The organism is Streptomyces sp. NPDC057099, assembly GCF_042671245.1.
Taxonomy (GTDB): domain Bacteria; phylum Actinomycetota; class Actinomycetes; order Streptomycetales; family Streptomycetaceae; genus Streptomyces; species Streptomyces purpurascens.
On record NZ_JBHUTX010000005.1, the window covers coordinates 1 to 15,863 of the forward strand.

Below are 15,863 nucleotides of genomic sequence, written 5' to 3' on the forward strand. Positions count from 1 at the left end.
CCTCACAGGGGCGCCCAGCGCCGTCTAGTGCGCGTCCTCGCCGTCGATGCCCAGGCCGGGCAGCAGGCCGGGCAGCAGCGGTGGGAGCGTCACGTCCGGCTTGGGGACGGTCGGGCTGCCCTCCGCGGACGGTGAGGTGCTCGCCTCGCTGTCCTTCGGCGGGTCGAGGAGGCCGCCGGTGCTGCCGCCGAGCAGGCCGTCGCTGTCGCTGCCGGAGCCCGCCGAGCGGCTGGGGCTGCCACTGGTTCCGCCGGTGCCGCCCTTGTCGGTGCGCCCGCCGCCGCTCTTGCCGGGCTGGGCCGACCGGTCGGTGGCGGAGGAGCCGGTGGAGGCCGACTCGGAGGCGCCTCGGTGCTTGCCTTCGCCGCCGTTCTTCGCCGGGGGCTCGGGGAGCAGGGAGCGCAGCGGGGCGACATCCTCCTCTATGGCGTCGAACACCGACGACACCTGGTCACTGACGTCCCCGAGCTGGACGGGGAGCTTCTCACGCAGTTCGCCCCAGGCCTCGCGGTGGGAGCGGGAGAACGCCGACAGGGCCTGGATGGGGCCCAGGGAGTCCGGGTCGTGCTCGTACGCCTCGCTGAGCAGCCGGTGGCCTTCCGACGCGTCGTGCCGCATGCCGGACAGGGCGCGGCGGATCTCGCCCAGGGACTCGTGGTCCAGGGGGCCGCTGCGGCCGCGCTCCATCAGGCGGCGGGCTTCGCTGAGCCGGGTGGAGGCGTGGTCGAGGTAGACCCGGCCGCGCTCGTCGGCGCTGTCGGCGAGGCCGAGTTTCACGTCCTCGATGCCGCGCTTGAGGCCGTAGAGCGAATCGCCGGGCAGGGCGTCGGAGCTGGCGGCGGAGACTCCGCCGAAGGCGCTCGCGGCCACACCGACGCTGAGCCCGCCCGCGGTGAGGCCCTTGGCGAGCCGGGAACGCGGCCGGAACTTCTTCAGTGAGTCGGCGCGGTGGGCGCCACGGGAGCGCTGTCCGGGAACCGCTCGGTCCGTCGCCCCGCCTCCTGCGGTGCCCTCCTGGAGCATGGCCTCGAAGGCGGCCACCAGCTGGGCCCGCTGGACGACCTTGACCTCCGGGTCGAGCTCCGGCTTGGGCAGCGCGTCGAGACCGGAGGCCAGCGCCGTCAGGCGTGCCGGTTCGGTCTGTTCCGCGGGTGCCGGGGCCGGTGCCGAACCTTCGGGCTGCTCGGCCGCCGTGCCCTGCTCGGACTGCTCCTCCAGGGCCTGGGCGAAGGCGTTCGCCCGCCGGTGTGCCGATACGTTCGCGATCACTGGCGGCACCTCCTCTCGTCATGACGGTCGACTCCCCAGGGGGTCCTGAGGGTTGCACACCCTGACCTCAACCACCTGATCGAGTGATCGGGGTCGGCCAGGGGGTGACCACAGGGAGCCTGCATCCCTCACAACGAGCGGCGCGGCACTTGGGTTACGGACCCCGGCTGATCGGATGCCGAAGCCAACGAACCGTCACGGAACGTGAGTTGGATGTCGCCGAGCGTGCGGGCCGGTCAGCGGGCGTCTTCCGGGAGGAGCCGGGCGAGAGTGCGGACGGCCCGGTACTGGAGGGTCTTGATGGCGCCCTCGTTCTTGCCCATCACGCGGGCGGTCTCGGCGACGGAGAGGCCCTGGAGGAAGCGGAGTGTCACGCACTCCTGCTGCTGGGGGTTGAGCCGCCGTACGGCGTCGAGCAGGGCGGCGTTGGAGAGGGACTCCAGGACGGAGTCCTCGGGGGAGCGCTCGACCTCGTTGGCGTCGAGCATCTCGCCGGTGGTGACCTCGAGGCGGAAGCGGCTGGACTTGAAGTGGTCCGCCACGAGGTTGCGGGCGATGGTCACGAGCCAGGCGCCGAAGTCGCGGCCCTGCCAGGTGAACGTGCCGATGCGGCGCAGGGCTCGCAGGAAGGTCTCGCTGGTGAGGTCCTCGGCTGTCGCCTTTCCTCCGACCCGGTAGTAGATGTACCGGTACACGGTGTCGCTGTACTGGTCGTAGAGACGGCCGAAGGCGTCGGCCTCGCCGGCCTGGGCGCGCTCCACCAGGTCCATCATGCGGGCGCTGTCGCTGTCCGCCGCGGGCCGACGGGCGGTGGCCCCGCCGGACGGGCGCCCTCGTCTGCCGACCGCGGCGCTGCCGTCGGCCAGTGCATAGCAAGGGCCTACGGGTGCGGCGGTGGCGAATGCGGGGACGGCGTACGCGGTGGGGACGAAGCCGCGCAACAGGTCGAGGACCGTTGCGCGCAGCGTAGCCAGGCCCGAGGCGTCAACCCCGACGTGTGGGTACACGGGACTCCCAGAGGCAGAGCTTCCATCACGTGCAGTGCGGGACCTTTCACCCGTCGTAGCGACGGAGGGGTACCGGTTTGCGTCTGAGGAGAATAACGCTTCGTGCAGGCTCTGCTACACCGAGTTGCTCAAATCATCGATTACGTCGCTTCCGTAACCGATTGACGCCGGATCAAGTGCCGGATTGTGAACAGCTGTTGATCGGAAGGGTTCGGATTGCGGCGGAGTGCAGGGCGTGTTGTGGCCGTGTCCAGCCAAGAGGACTGGATACGAGGTTTTGGGGGTACGCCAGTTGGATTTACGGGCGTTGTCATCCCGCAAACGATGGTGTCCCGGATTGATCGGGTCGTCAGCGACGGCGGCGGTGCAGGGCGATCGCGGCCGCCGTGCCGCCCGCCACGGCCCCCACGCCGGCCGCCGCGGGGATGCCGACCTTGGCCGCCTTGCGGCCCGTGCGGTAGTCGCGCAGGCGCCAGTCCAGCTGGCGGGCGTGCCTGCGCAGCTTGGAGTCCGGGTTGATGGCGTAGGGGTGGCCGACCAGGGACAGCATCGGGATGTCGTTGTGCGAGTCGCTGTAGGCGGCGCAGCGGGTCAGGTCCAGGCCCTCCGCCGCGGCGAGCGCGCGGACCGCCTCGGCCTTCGCGGGGCCGTGCAGCGGTTCGCCGACGAGCTTGCCGGTGTAGACGCCGTCGACCGACTCGGCGACCGTGCCCAGGGCGCCGGTCAGGCCCAGGCGGCGGGCGATGACCTGGGCGATCTCGACGGGGGCCGCCGTCACCAGCCAGACCTTCTGGCCCGCGTCCAGGTGGGCCTCGGCGAGGGCGCGGGTGCCGGGCCAGATGCGCTCGGCCATGTACTCGTCGTAGATCTCCTCGCCGATCGACTGGAGTTCGGCGACGCGGTGGCCCTTGACGATCGACAGGGCCGAGTCGCGGGCCTCCTGCATGTGCTCGGGGTCCTCGACGCCGGCCAGCCGGAACCACGCCTGCTGCCAGGCGAACTTCGCGAGGTCGCGGGTCTCGAAGAACTTCCGCTTGTACAGGCCCCGCCCGAAGTGGAAGAGCGCGGCGCCCTGCATGACGGTGTTGTCCAGGTCGAAGAAGGCGGCGGCCCGGTCGTCGCCGTGGACCGGGAACTGCGGTTCCTCGGTCGTGGCGGAAGCTTCCTGCGTGGATTTGCGGGCTGCCTCCGCCGAGGCCTCGCCTGCCAAAACGCTCCGCGCCGTGGCGGAGCGCCTACGGGGAGTGAGCCATCCGAGAGCGGCCATGGCGTGAGCATAGCCAGTTTGTTCGGGGGTTCCGGAGTCGAGAGGTTTGGAGCCTGTGAACTCTCGGCGAGCGTGTCGTTAAAGACGCCGTTGGAAGAGCGGGGGCCGGCGTGTCGCGGGCGCGCGACAATGGCCGACATGAGTCCCCTCTTTCGCCGCACGCCCCCTCGGGACCGGCTCGTCACCCTGATCCGCAAGCCCGGATGTCATCTGTGTGATGACGCACAGGTCGTTGTGGAGAAGGTGTGTGGTGATCTCGGAGTCCCCTGGGAGCAGAAGGACATCACCGAGGATCGGGAACTGCACGACCAGTACTGGGAGCAGATCCCGGTTGTGCTGGTGGACGGCAGGCAGCACACGTTCTGGCGTGTGGACGAGGGCCGTCTGCGCAAGGCCCTGACCGACTGAGTCCGGCCGTCGGGCGACTGACCGAGCAGTCCAAAGCGGCCGTAAGGGTCGCTTAGGATCGAGGGTGACTGGTCTCGGGGGCGGGATACACAGAGGAGAGTGTGCGGTTTTGCCCCCAGAAGCGAAGGAACGGCGGCGCTTGTGCGCCGGTTCCCCGGGAGTGCGCCGGGGGCGCGTGAGCCCGGTCACGTTGGGCGGGCAAATCGGACACCATCTTTGTGCACGCGTTCACAAAGACATAGCCTGCTTTCGACGGGGCGGTCATGTAGGGACGTATGACCGCCTACAGCCCCGCTCTACCCGCAGGAGCACCGTGGCAACTGGCCGAACTCACCGACCGGCGACCCGCAGCCGAGGGATTCCCGAGGCCACCGTCGCCCGGCTTCCGCTGTATCTCCGCGCTCTGACCGCGCTGTCGGAGCGCTCGGTACCCACGGTCTCCTCCGAGGAGCTCGCGGCCGCCGCGGGGGTCAACTCCGCGAAGCTGCGCAAGGACTTCTCGTACCTCGGCTCCTACGGGACCCGGGGTGTGGGCTACGACGTCGAGTATCTCGTCTACCAGATCTCCCGCGAACTGGGCCTCACCCAGGACTGGCCGGTTGTGATCGTCGGTATCGGTAACCTCGGCGCCGCCCTCGCCAACTACGGAGGGTTCGCCTCCCGTGGCTTCCGGGTCGCCGCGCTCATCGACGCCGACCCGGCCATGGCGGGCAAGCCCGTCGCCGGTATCCCGGTGCAGCACTCCGACGACCTGGAGAAGATCATCCAGGACAACGGCGTGTCGATCGGTGTCATCGCCACCCCCGCCGGTGCCGCCCAGGCGGTCTGCGAGCGGCTCGTGGCCGCCGGTGTCACCTCCATCCTGAACTTCGCGCCGACCGTGCTGTCCGTGCCCGAGGGCGTCGACGTGCGCAAGGTCGACCTCTCCATCGAGCTGCAGATCCTCGCCTTCCACGAGCAGCGCAAGGCCGGCGAGGAGGCCGCCGCCTCCGACGGGGGCGCCCCGGCCGTCGCCGCCCGTAACCAGTCCGCCGATCAGGGGCCTGACGGGGACATGCCCGCCGTGATGCCGGCATGAGCCTTCTCGTCGTCGGACTCAGCCACCGCAGCGCCCCGGTCAGCGTCCTGGAGCGGGCCTCGCTGAACGCGGACGCGCAGGTCAAGCTGCTGCAGGACACGGTCGCCGCCGAGCCGGCCACCGAGGCCGCGGTGCTCGCCACCTGCAACCGCATCGAGCTCTACGCCGACGTGGACAAGTTCCACGCCGGTGTCGCCGAGCTGTCCACGCTGCTCGCCCAGCACAGCGGGGTCGGCCTCGAGGAGCTCACCCCCTATCTCTACGTGCACTACGAGGACCGGGCCGTCCACCATCTGTTCTCGGTGGCCTGCGGGCTGGACTCGATGGTCGTCGGCGAGGGGCAGATCCTCGGCCAGATCAAGGACTCCCTGGCCCGCGCCCAGGACCTGCACTCCGCGGGCCGCCTGCTGAACGACCTGTTCCAGCAGGCCCTCAGGGTCGGCAAGCGGGCCCACTCCGAGACCGGCATCGACCGCGCGGGGCAGTCCCTGGTCACCTTCGGCCTGGAGCAGCTGGCGCAGGGCGGTGACATACGGGAATGGGCCCGGGGCAAGAAGGCCCTGGTCATCGGGGCCGGATCGATGTCCTCCCTGGCGGCGGCCACGCTCGCGCGTGCCGGTGTCGCCGAGGTCGTCGTCGCCAACCGGACCTTCGACCGGGCCGAGCGCCTGGCCCACCTGCTCGAAGAGCAGTATGGACAACGCCTGATGGAGGGCGACGACACGGACGTGGCGGCCCGCGCGGTCCCGATGGAATCGGTGCCGGCCGAGCTGACACGTGCCGACGTCGCCGTCTCCTGTACCGGCGCGACCGGCCTCGTCCTGACGGCCGAGGCGGTCGCCACCGCGGCCGAGGGTCGTACGGCCGTGCTGTGGGCCGACGCCGACGGCGAGGAGCCGGACCGCACGGCGGGGCCCGACGGGCAGCGGGGCAACCTGCCGGCCACCAGCCTCGGCAACGAGGACGGCTGTCCGCTGGACCTGACCTCCGTGCAGAACACCGCCGGATTCTCCGTACTCGGTGAGGCGGCCGTGGCCGGGATGGCCGCCGCCGATCTCGAACAGCACGCGGCGTGGGTGGACAACGGCGCCGTGGGCGGCGCCCAGCGCACGGCGGGCGCAAGGCCTACGACGATCGACCCGCTCGACCCCGCCCCGGACGCCGACGCCATCGCCGCGCTCGCCGCGACCGTGGCCACCGTCGGCCGGATCCCCGAGCGGCGCCGGCCCGAGCCGGTCGAGGAGCCGCCGCGGCCGCAGCCCGTGCTCTTCCTGCTGGACCTGGCGATGCCGCGCGACATAGACGCGGCCGTGCACCGGCTCGCCGGCGTGCGGCTGGTGGACATCGAGTCGCTGGCGGAGGCCTCCGCGGGCGCTCCGATGGCTGCCGATGTGGACCAGGTCCGGCGTATCGTCTCCGACGAGGTCGCGGCCTTCGGGGCAGCACTGCGGGCCGCGCACATCACGCCGACCGTGGTCGCCCTGCGCACCATGGCCGCCGATGTGGTGGCAGGCGAGATCGCCCGGCTGGACGGGAGGCTGCCCGGCCTCGACGACAAGCACCGTGCGGAGATCACCCAGACCGTGCGGCGCGTGGTCGACAAACTGCTGCACGCGCCGACCGTACGGGTCAAGCAGCTCGCGGCCGAGCCCGGCGGCGCCGGGTACGCGGACGCGCTGCGGACCCTGTTCGACCTCGACCCCGAGACGGTGGCCGCCGTCTCCCGCGCCGAGGACAGCACTACCGAGAAGAACCGAGGGTCGGCATGAACGACACGCGGGGAGCGAACGAAACAGGGGCACTGCGGCTCGGTACCCGCCGCAGCAGGCTCGCCATGGCCCAGTCCGGGCAGGTGGCCGAGGCCGTGACCCGGGTGACCGGGCGGCCCGTGGAGCTCGTCGAGATCACCACGTACGGCGACACCTCGCGCGAGCAGCTCGCCCAGATCGGCGGCACCGGCGTCTTCGTGACCGCCCTGCGCGACGCGCTGCTCAAGGGCGAGGTCGACTTCGCGGTGCACTCGCTGAAGGACCTGCCGACCGCGCAGCCCGACGACCTGGTCGTGGCGGCCGTACCCGTGCGGGAGGACCCGCGGGACGTGATCGTCGCCCGGGACGCGCTGAAGTTCACCGACCTGCCGAGCGGGGCCCGCATCGGTACGGGTTCGCCGCGCCGCATGGCCCAGCTCAACTCGTACGCCCGCAGCCACGGACTGGACATAGCGACGGTCCCGATCCGCGGCAACGTCGACACCCGGATCGGATACGTGCGGGGCGGTGAGCTCGACGCCGTCGTGCTGGCCGCCGCCGGACTGAACCGGATCGGCCGCGGTGACGAGGTGACCGACTTCCTGTCGGTCGACACGGTTTTGCCCGCCCCCGGCCAGGGGGCACTCGCGATCGAGTGTGCCGCGGAAAACGCGGACCTCGTCGCCGCGCTCGCCGAGCTCGACGACCCGTTCACGCGGGTCGCCGTGACGGCCGAGCGGTCACTGCTCGCCGCCCTGGAGGCCGGCTGCAGCGCTCCCGTGGGCGCTTTGGCCGACTTGCTGGCCGACGGGCAGATTGTCAAGGAAATGCGCCTGCGCGCCGTCGTCGGTACGACCGACGGCACGCGCATGGTGCAGCTGTCCACCACCGGTCCCGTGCCCGAGACGCACGACGGGGCAATGGCGCTCGGTCGCGAACTCGCGGCCGAGATGCTCGCCCAGGGCGCGGCCGGTCTGATGGGGGAGCGAGCACATTGAGCCCCACCACCCTTTCCGCCGGTCCTGAACACGGGCACGTCACCTTCCTGGGTGCCGGACCCGGAGATCCGGGACTGCTAACTCTGCGCGCCGTAGAGGCGCTGGCGAGCGCGGACGTTCTCGTCGCCGAGCACGAGGTGCTCGACGTCGTACGTCAGCACGCCAGGCAGGGCGTCTCCGAAGTGCACACGGATTCGGATCCTTCCCAGGATCCGGCGCCGGGCACAGGAACGCCCCAGCTGACGGTAGTTGACGGCACGTCAACCACCGCCGCGGTCCCCGCGGTGCGGGATGCCGCACATCTTGTCATGGAGGCCGCGCGGGGCGGCAGGCGGGTCGTGCGTGCGGTGTCCGGTGACCCGGGCCTCGACACGTACGCCGCCGAGGAGATGCTGGCGTGCGCCGCCGCCGGGGTGCCTTTCGAGGTGGTCCCCGGTATCGCGAGCGCCGTCGGTGTGCCCGCGTACGCCGGTGTGCCGCTGCGCGACGCGCAGGGCGCGGACGTGCGGTTCGTGGACGCGCGGACGGCGTCGGACCGGTGCTGGACGGAGGTCGGGGCGTCGGACGGCACGGTGGTCGTGTCCACCACGCTGGACTCCGTCGCCGCGGCCGCCGGCGAGCTGGTCTCCGCGGGCCGCAAGCCGGACACCCCGATGACGGTCACCGTCGCCGGTACGACCACCCGGCAGCGCACCTGGACCGCCACGCTCGGCACGATCGCGCAGACGCTGAAGCAGGCCAAGGTGCTGCCCTCGCCGGACGGCGGCCGGCCGGTGATAGCCGTGGTCGGTGAGCGTTCCGCCGCCGCCCAGCGCGACCAGCTCGCGTGGTTCGAGTCCAAGCCGATGTTCGGCTGGAAGGTGCTCGTGCCGCGCACGAAGGAGCAGGCGGCGTCGCTCTCCGACCAGCTGCGCTCGTACGGGGCCGTGCCGCACGAGGTGCCGACCATCGCCGTCGAGCCGCCGCGCACGCCCCAGCAGATGGAGCGTGCGGTCAAGGGGCTCGTCACGGGCCGCTACGAGTGGATCGCCTTCACCTCGGTGAACGCGGTCAAGGCCGTGCGGGAGAAGTTCGAGGAGTACGGGCTCGACGCCCGGGCCTTCGCCGGGATCAAGGTCGCGGCGGTCGGCGAGCAGACGGCCAACGCGCTGATCGCCTTCGGTGTGAAGCCGGACCTGGTGCCGAGCGGGGAGCAGAGCGCCGCCGGTCTGCTGGAGGACTGGCCGCCGTACGACCCGGTCTTCGACCCGATCGACCGGGTGTTCCTGCCGCGGGCCGACATCGCCACGGAGACGCTGGTCGCCGGGCTGATCGAGCTGGGCTGGGAGGTCGACGACGTCACGGCCTACCGGACCGTGCGGGCCTCGCCGCCGCCGGCGGAGACGCGCGAGGCGATCAAGGGCGGTGGGTTCGACGCCGTGCTGTTCACGTCGTCGTCGACCGTGCGGAACCTGGTCGGTATCGCCGGCAAGCCGCACAACGTGACCGTGATCGCGTGTATCGGCCCGGCCACGGCGAAGACCGCCGAGGAGCACGGGCTGCGGGTGGACGTCATGGCGCCGGAGCCGTCCGTGCACAAGCTGGCCGAGGCGCTGGCCGACTTCGGCGCGAAGCGGAGAGCTGCCGCTGTCGAGGCCGGGGATGCGGTGACCCGGCCCAGCGAGCGGCGGCCGGGGGCTCGGCGGAGGCGGTCTACGACCTGAGGCGGGCTGGGGCGAGCCGGCCCGTAGGGCTTGGCCGGGCTTGATGGTGCTCGGCGTTGGGGCTGAGGGCGGGTGGGTGCGCAGCCCGGCGGAGCGGGGTGCCTCCCCCACTCTCGGCTTCGCTCGAGCGGGGGGACCCCCACCGCCCACCCGTGCCGCCCTGGGGGCACCTCCCAGGCCCTTAAGGCACTTGGGGAGGCACGCATGCCCGCAGCTGGGGTGGGTGTGGCAATGCGGGTGTTACCGCGTGGCCGTAGCGCAGTAGGTTCGTCGGGTCGTAGGTGGCCTTGTCGTGGCGTAGGCGGTCGTAGACCTCCGGGGTCCAGGCGCGGGCGATGTCCTGTTCGTCGCCCGGGGTGCCGTGGATGTTGACCATGGTGCGGCCCGTGCCGTAGGGGGCCATCGCGGTGTAGAGCCGGGCCGTCGCCTGTTCGAGGGCCTCGGCGACGGGCGGGGCGGCCAGGATGCCGACCGATTCGAGGAAGTACCGGGCGTCGCGGGCGCAGACGGCGTCCTCGACGGCGGACGCGCGGGCCATCGCGCCGCCCATGTGCCGCAGCGAGACGACCAGGAGCGGGTAGTCGACGCCGGCCGCGGGGCCGGCCTGCGCCAGGAGCGTGCTGATGGCCTCCGGGGACAGGTCGCGCAGGAGCAGACAGCACTCCCGTGCCGGGAGCGGGTCCTGGGGTTCCATGTGGATGCGGTCCAGGGCCGCGTAGTCCATTTCCTCGACCGTGTCGACGGCCACGGGGGCGGCTTCGCGGAGTGGGGCGATCAGGGACTCGCCCTCGGCCGTGTCGCCCGGCCAGGCGATCGCGACCCGGGCCCAGAAGCCGCCGCGCAGGGGCTCCGGGATCTGGGGGATGGGCGGCAGGCGCAGGACCGAGAACATGCTGCACATCTCGTCCGGGACGGTGCGGGTCCAGTCCGTCCAGGTTCGCAGCAGGGTCTCGGTGTGTTCGCCCGGGGTGTAGATGCCGCCGCCGTAGAGGCGGGCCAGCGGGATCAGGTCGGTCACGAGTGAGGTGACGACGCCTACGTTGCCCTTGCCGCCGCGCAGGGCCCAGAACAGTTCCGGTTCGTGCCGGGAGTCCGTCTCGCGCAGCAGGCCGTCCGGGGTGACGACCTGGAAGGAGCGGACCAGGTCGGCGGCATAGCCGTAGGCCCGGCCGAGGACGGGGAGTCCGCCGCCGAGGGTGTAGCCGGTGACGCCCGCGTCCGTGGAGGTGCCGCAGAGGCCGGCCAGGCCGTGCGGGGCGGCCGCGGCCATGACGTGGCTCCACTTCGCGCCCGCGGCGATGGTGGCCGAGCGGGCGGTGGGGTCGATCCGTACGTCGGTCATGCGGGCGGTGTTGATCAACAGGCCGTGGTCGATGGGGAAGTTGGCGCCGTGGCCGGTCCCCTGGACGGCCACGGGGGTGTCGGTGGCCTTCGCCCAGCGCATGGCGGTGACGATGTCGTCGGGGCCGGTGGCGCCTATGACGATGTCGGGGGTGTGGAGGGCGGCCAGGTTGAAGCCGGTGACTTCGTCGGCGTAGGCGGGGTCGCCGGGGCGTAGGACCGGGCCGTTTATCTCTGACAGGGCGAAGAGGTCGGGGGTGTGGTGGGGGGCGGTCATCGCGTCCTCCGTGGATGGGCGTACGGAGGGACGGCGGCGGCGATGGGGTTTGGCCGTCGGGGTCCTTGTCCTTTGGTTTCAGGATGGACCTGGGTGGGTGGGGGCGCATTGTGGGGCTGTGGGGTTCAAGGTGCTCGGCGTTGGGGCTGAGGGCGGGTGGGTGCGCAGCCCGGCGGAGCGGGGTGCCTCCCCCACTCTCGGCTTCGCTCGAGCGGGGGGACCCCCACCGCCCGCCCGTGCCGCCCTTAGCGGCACGATTGCCCGCAGTTACGCGACAGGGCGTCGGCATCGGGGCGTTTGGTGCGGGCGTAGCGTAGGTGGCATGACGACGTACGGTTCTTTTCCCGGTACTCGGCCGCGGCGTTTGCGGAGTAGCCCCGTCATGCGTCGGATGGTTGCCGAGACCCGTCTGCATCCCGCCGATCTCATTCTTCCGGCCTTCGTGCGCGAGGGCGTCAGTGAGCCGGTGCCGATCGGGGCCATGCCCGGGGTCGTGCAGCACACGCGCGACAGTCTGAAGAAGGCCGCCGCCGAGGCGGTCGCGGCGGGGGTCTCCGGGATCATGCTGTTCGGCGTGCCGGAGGAGTCGAAGAAGGACGGTCTCGGGACGCCGGGCACCGACCCGGACGGGATTCTGCAGGTCGCCCTCCGGGACGTGCGGGCCGAAGTCGGGGACGACCTGCTGGTCATGGCCGATCTGTGCCTCGACGAGACGACCGACCACGGGCACTGCGGGGTGCTGGACTCCGAGGGGCGGGTCGACAACGACGCGACCCTGGAGCGGTACGCCGAGATGGCCCAGGTCCAGGCCGACGCCGGAGCCCATGTGGTCGGCCCCAGCGGGATGATGGACGGGCAGGTCGGGGTCATCCGTGACGCCCTCGACCAGATCGGGCGGGAGGATGTCGCCATCCTCGCCTACACCGTGAAGTACGCCTCCGCGTTCTACGGGCCGTTCCGGGAGGCCGTCGGCTCGTCCCTGCAGGGGGACCGGAAGACGTATCAGCAGGACCCCGGCAATGTGCGGGAGTCCCTGAGGGAGCTGGCCCTCGACATCGAGGAGGGCGCCGACATGGTGATGGTCAAGCCGGCCGGGCCCTACCTGGACATTCTCGCCCGGGTCGCGGACGCCTCGGACGTGCCCGTCGCCGCGTATCAGATCTCCGGCGAGTACTCGATGATCGAGGCCGCCGCCGAGCGGGGCTGGATCGACCGGGACCGGGCGATCATGGAGTCCCTGACCGGCATCCGGCGGGCCGGTGCGCGGAACATCCTCACCTACTGGGCCACCGAAGCGGCCCAGAAGCTCAAGGAGCAGTAGGTCAGGGAGCAGCAGCTCAGGGATCAGTAGGTCAGGGATCAGTAGGTCAGGGCCTCGTCCATGTCCCGCAGCCAGTACGTGGCCGTCAGCGAGCTGTCGTAGTACATGCCCTTGGCCGGGAGGGTCGGGAGTGCGGAGGGGCCGCCGTTGCTGTTCGGCGTGCGGCCCTGGAAGCCCACCTCGAGCTTGCGGCCGGTGGTGCCGCCGTCGCCGCTGCCGTCGGCCGCCGACAGCGTCACGCCCGCGTATCCGGACTCGCCCGGGGCCAGGGTCGTGACCGCCTGCGGCTTGGAGTCCTCGATCGGCCGCGGCGCCCACTGCATCTCGTCGAAGCGCAGCACCGGGTAGTAGGTGAGGTCGCAGTACTTCGAGCCGGTGTTCTTGACCGTGATCAGCATGTGGTTGACGGGGCGGCGGACCGGCTGGGCGGTGACGGTGGTGTTGCTGCCGTTGCAGGAGACGCGGTTGGCCGGGTCGGCGGGGTCGGTGGGCTTCGCGGCCCCGGAGTTTCCGCCCTGCGCCTTGCCGGTCGTCCCGGACTGCGTGCCCTTCGCGTCGGTGGACGTCTGCTGGGGCGCGGTGGCAGCCGTCGTCGATGACGTCATCTGGGGCTTGGCCGCGCCCTCGTCCTGTGTGCCCGTGCCGTCCTCGCACGCCGTGAGGGCGAGGGCGGCCAGGAGGGCTACGGGGAGGGCGTGGTACTTGCGCATGAGTGGGTTCCCTTTCGGACAAAGGCGGTTGGCGAGAAGGCCCGAGCGAGCCGCCGACCGGTCGGCCGGGAGCGGCTGCTTGGATGACCAGAGCTTGTGCGGTGATCCGTCCCGGCCGCCACACCCGGCGGACCATCAGGGACGCTGGAACGCTCGTACGCGCGGTGACCTGGGGAAACGTCCCTGCCCTGGAACGGGTGAACGGGACATGGGGGATGGAGGAAGGGTGTCGGAAGGCACGGCCGCGGCGGAGTTCGCCGCGCTGCTGGGGGAGTTGAAGGAGCGTTCCGGGCTGAGCTACGGGGTGCTCGCCAAGCGGCTCCACATGAGTACGTCGACGCTGCACCGGTACTGCAACGGGGATGCCGTGCCCGCCGACTACGCGCCGGTGGAGAGGCTCGCCAGGCTGTGCAAGGCGTCGCCCGGGGAGCTCGTCGAGCTGCATCGGCGGTGGGTGCTGGCGGATGCCGGGCGGGGGCGCAAGGGGGGTGGGGGCTCGGCCGAGCCTGTGGGGGCAGAGGCAGAGGCAGAGGCAGAGGCAGAGGCAGAGGCAGAGGCAGAGGCAGAGGCAGAGGCTGCGATTGCTGACGCTCCGGCTTCGGTTGCCGACGCTCCGGCTTCGGAGGCGGTGCCCGTGGAGAAGCCCCGGTCACGGCGTCCTCGGCCCGCCCTCCTCGCCGGTATCGCCTTGGCGGTCGTACTCGGCGGGGTCGGGCTCGCCGTGGCCGTTCCCTCCGGCGGGGCGGACGACGACGGGCGTCGGGGTGCTGCTGCCGTGTCCGACGATGGCCGGACGCCGGACGGGGACACGGTCGCCTCGGCGTCGCCCTCGGGCAGTTCCTCCGCCGACACCGGCAAGGACAAGGACAAGGACAAGGACAAGGGGAAGAGCAAGGGCGAGGGGAAGGAGTCCGCCTCCGCGACCCCTGCCTCGCGCGCCCCCGCCGCCGGCGGTGACAGCGACCGGCCCGGTCGTGACGGCGCCCCCGCCGCCGGAGCTGTCCCCCTCACCGTGAACACCACCCCGCACGCCTGGGAAGACCCCTGTTCCCAGCGCTACCTGGTGAACCGTCCGCCGGGGCAGGTCGGGCCGCCGCCGCTGGAGCAGGACGCGCCCGCCTGGGTGGCGGCGAACGGGGCCGTTCCGTCGGGGAAGCAGTTTCTGAAGCTCACCGTGCAGGGCACCGGCAAGGAGACGGTGGTCGTCGACGGGCTGACGGTCCGTATGGCCGGCAAGCGGACGCCGCTCGCCTGGAACGACTACGCCATGGGCTATCCGGGCGTCGGCTGCGGCGGTGGCGTCCCGACGCGCTTCTTCACGGTCGCCCTCGACGCCGCGCGTCCCTCCGTCGTCCCGGAGGCGGGCCATGACGACTTCCCGTTCTCGGTGAGCCAGTCCGACCCGGAGGTCTACTACATCCGGGCCGACGCCTCCGCCTACGACGTCAGCTGGTACCTGGAGCTGAGCTGGTCCAGCGGCAGCCGGCAGGGCACGCTGACGGTGGACGACAAGGGCCGGCCCTTCCGCACGAGCGGGAACAACGGCCGTCCGGCGTACGAGTTCCCGCTGGGCGGCGACCAGTGGGTCGAGGAGGGGACCACCGAGTGATGGACGGACGGGGGTTCGTCGAGTTCCTCGGCCGGGATCCACAGTTTCGAGGATCGTCCGTCCGCCGGCCTGCTGGACCGGGTAGAAGATCGGCTGCTCGGGGAGCCGGGGCGGCCAAGCTCTCCACGGGCACCATCAAATCACTTGAGGCGTTAGGTTGTTGACCGTCGTAGTGGTTGCTGATTGAACCACCTACTCTTCAGGGAGACGTCCATGTCCGGTGACGCGCTCAGCCAGGATCCCGCCGAGCTGCAGAGGAGGATCGACAGCGGCAAGGCGCACCCGGCGCGGGTCTACGACGTCTTCCTCGGGGGCAAGGACCACTACCCGGCCGACCGGGCGGCGGCCGCCGCCGGGCTCGCCGCCAATCCGCGCGGGTACCTCGACGTCCGGCACAACCGCGACTTCCTGCGGCGCGCGGTGACCACGCTGGTGGAGCAGGACGGCATCCGGCAGTTCCTCGACATCGGCACGGGGCTGCCGACCGCCGAGAACGTGCACCAGATCGCGCAGCGCGTCGCCCCCGAGTCGCGGGTCGTGTACGTCGACAACGACCCGGTCGTGCTCGCGCACGCGCGGGCTCTGCTGACCAGTGGCCCCGAGGGTCGTACGGACTACATCGACGCCGATCTGCGGGACCCGGCCCGCATCCTCGAACAGGCCGCCAAGACACTGGACTTCGACCAGCCGGTCGCGCTGTGCCTGGTCGCGATCCTGCACTTCGTCGAGGACGGCGAGGCGTATCCGCTGGTGCGCGAGTTGCTCGACGCGCTGCCCGTCGGCAGCCGGCTGGTGCTCAGCCATCTCACCGAGGACCTCAACCCCGAGAAGATCCGCGCGGTCCAGCGGACCTACACCGAGCGGGGGTTCACCTTCGTGCTGCGGACCCGGGCGGACGTCGAGCGGTTCTTCACGGACAACTTCCTGGAGATCGCCGACCCGGGCGTCGTCCCGGCGCACCACTGGCGGCCCGACCACGCGGCCCCCGTCCCCGAGCAGCCGGAGGAGTCCTTCCTCGCCGGCCTCGACGACATCGAGCGGGTCCGCTACCGCGACATCAACGACGTCACGGACGCGGACATCAACGTGTACGCGGGGATCGGGGCCAAGGGCTGAGCCGGGGCCGC

13 protein-coding genes are annotated in these 15,863 nt (G+C 71.5%); 8 read left to right on the forward strand and 5 right to left on the reverse strand.

Features of this window, described 5'->3' with window-relative positions; translation table 11 throughout:
• Nucleotides 1-24: 24 nt before the first annotated feature.
• The 3 genes from ACFT4A_RS08540 to ACFT4A_RS08550 all read right to left on the reverse strand — a co-directional run bounded on the left by ACFT4A_RS08540 (nt 25) and on the right by ACFT4A_RS08550 (nt 3,543).
• Entirely contained in the window at nt 25-1,269 is a 1,245-nt protein-coding gene (locus tag ACFT4A_RS08540) for a DUF5667 domain-containing protein (RefSeq protein WP_382827172.1), read from the reverse strand.
• A 236-nt stretch (nt 1,270-1,505) separates the two neighbouring features.
• Nucleotides 1,506-2,276 carry an ECF subfamily RNA polymerase sigma factor, BldN family gene (locus ACFT4A_RS08545; protein ID WP_193482582.1) on the reverse strand — a complete coding sequence of 257 codons (771 nt, stop codon included), beginning with the start codon at nt 2,274-2,276 and terminating at the stop codon, nt 1,506-1,508.
• Nucleotides 2,277-2,625: 349 nt separating this feature from the next.
• Nucleotides 2,626-3,543, reverse strand: a complete 918-nt coding sequence (locus tag ACFT4A_RS08550; protein ID WP_382827174.1) for an HAD family hydrolase — start codon at nt 3,541-3,543, stop codon at nt 2,626-2,628.
• Nucleotides 3,544-3,672: 129 nt separating this feature from the next.
• On the opposite strand from ACFT4A_RS08550, the gene ACFT4A_RS08555 reads away from it, so the two are divergent.
• The 5 genes from ACFT4A_RS08555 to ACFT4A_RS08575 all read left to right on the forward strand — a co-directional run bounded on the left by ACFT4A_RS08555 (nt 3,673) and on the right by ACFT4A_RS08575 (nt 9,478).
• The gene (locus tag ACFT4A_RS08555) at nt 3,673-3,951 is read left to right on the forward strand and encodes a glutaredoxin family protein (RefSeq protein WP_174569452.1); all 279 of its coding nucleotides are present in this window, start codon (nt 3,673-3,675) and stop codon (nt 3,949-3,951) included.
• Nucleotides 3,952-4,264: 313 nt separating this feature from the next.
• Nucleotides 4,265-5,029, forward strand: coding sequence for a redox-sensing transcriptional repressor Rex (locus ACFT4A_RS08560; protein ID WP_382827176.1), 765 nt, complete (start codon nt 4,265-4,267; stop codon nt 5,027-5,029).
• Complete coding sequence (locus ACFT4A_RS08565; protein ID WP_382827177.1) at nt 5,026-6,798, forward strand: glutamyl-tRNA reductase; 1,773 nt, start codon at nt 5,026-5,028, stop codon at nt 6,796-6,798. Before ACFT4A_RS08560 ends, ACFT4A_RS08565 begins: the two co-directional genes overlap by 4 nt.
• Nucleotides 6,795-7,775, forward strand: coding sequence for a hydroxymethylbilane synthase (gene hemC / locus ACFT4A_RS08570; protein ID WP_382827179.1), 981 nt, complete (start codon nt 6,795-6,797; stop codon nt 7,773-7,775). The genes ACFT4A_RS08565 and hemC overlap by 4 nt, the downstream gene beginning before the upstream one ends.
• Nucleotides 7,772-9,478 carry a uroporphyrinogen-III synthase gene (locus ACFT4A_RS08575; protein WP_382827181.1) on the forward strand — a complete coding sequence of 569 codons (1,707 nt, stop codon included), beginning with the start codon at nt 7,772-7,774 and terminating at the stop codon, nt 9,476-9,478. The genes hemC and ACFT4A_RS08575 overlap by 4 nt, the downstream gene beginning before the upstream one ends.
• A 181-nt stretch (nt 9,479-9,659) precedes the next feature.
• On the opposite strand, the gene ACFT4A_RS08580 is transcribed toward ACFT4A_RS08575, so the two are convergent.
• Entirely contained in the window at nt 9,660-11,096 is a 1,437-nt protein-coding gene (locus ACFT4A_RS08580) for an FAD-binding oxidoreductase (protein ID WP_382827182.1), read from the reverse strand.
• Nucleotides 11,097-11,418: 322 nt separating this feature from the next.
• Between ACFT4A_RS08580 and hemB the strand changes: the two genes are divergently transcribed.
• Nucleotides 11,419-12,417: a porphobilinogen synthase gene (gene hemB, locus ACFT4A_RS08585; RefSeq protein ID WP_382827184.1), complete on the forward strand. Its 999-nt coding sequence runs from the start codon at nt 11,419-11,421 to the stop codon at nt 12,415-12,417.
• A gap of 38 nt (nt 12,418-12,455) precedes the next feature.
• Here the strand turns inward: hemB and ACFT4A_RS08590 are convergent, their stop codons facing one another.
• Nucleotides 12,456-13,127, reverse strand: coding sequence for a DUF4232 domain-containing protein (locus ACFT4A_RS08590; RefSeq protein WP_382827186.1), 672 nt, complete (start codon nt 13,125-13,127; stop codon nt 12,456-12,458).
• A 226-nt stretch (nt 13,128-13,353) separates the two neighbouring features.
• Between ACFT4A_RS08590 and ACFT4A_RS08595 the strand changes: the two genes are divergently transcribed.
• Nucleotides 13,354-14,736 (forward strand): helix-turn-helix domain-containing protein, encoded by a 1,383-nt coding sequence (locus ACFT4A_RS08595; protein WP_382827188.1) that lies wholly within the window; start codon nt 13,354-13,356, stop codon nt 14,734-14,736.
• A gap of 213 nt (nt 14,737-14,949) precedes the next feature.
• Nucleotides 14,950-15,852 carry an SAM-dependent methyltransferase gene (locus tag ACFT4A_RS08600; protein ID WP_382827189.1) on the forward strand — a complete coding sequence of 301 codons (903 nt, stop codon included), beginning with the start codon at nt 14,950-14,952 and terminating at the stop codon, nt 15,850-15,852.
• The last annotated feature ends 11 nt before the right edge of the window (nt 15,853-15,863 follow it).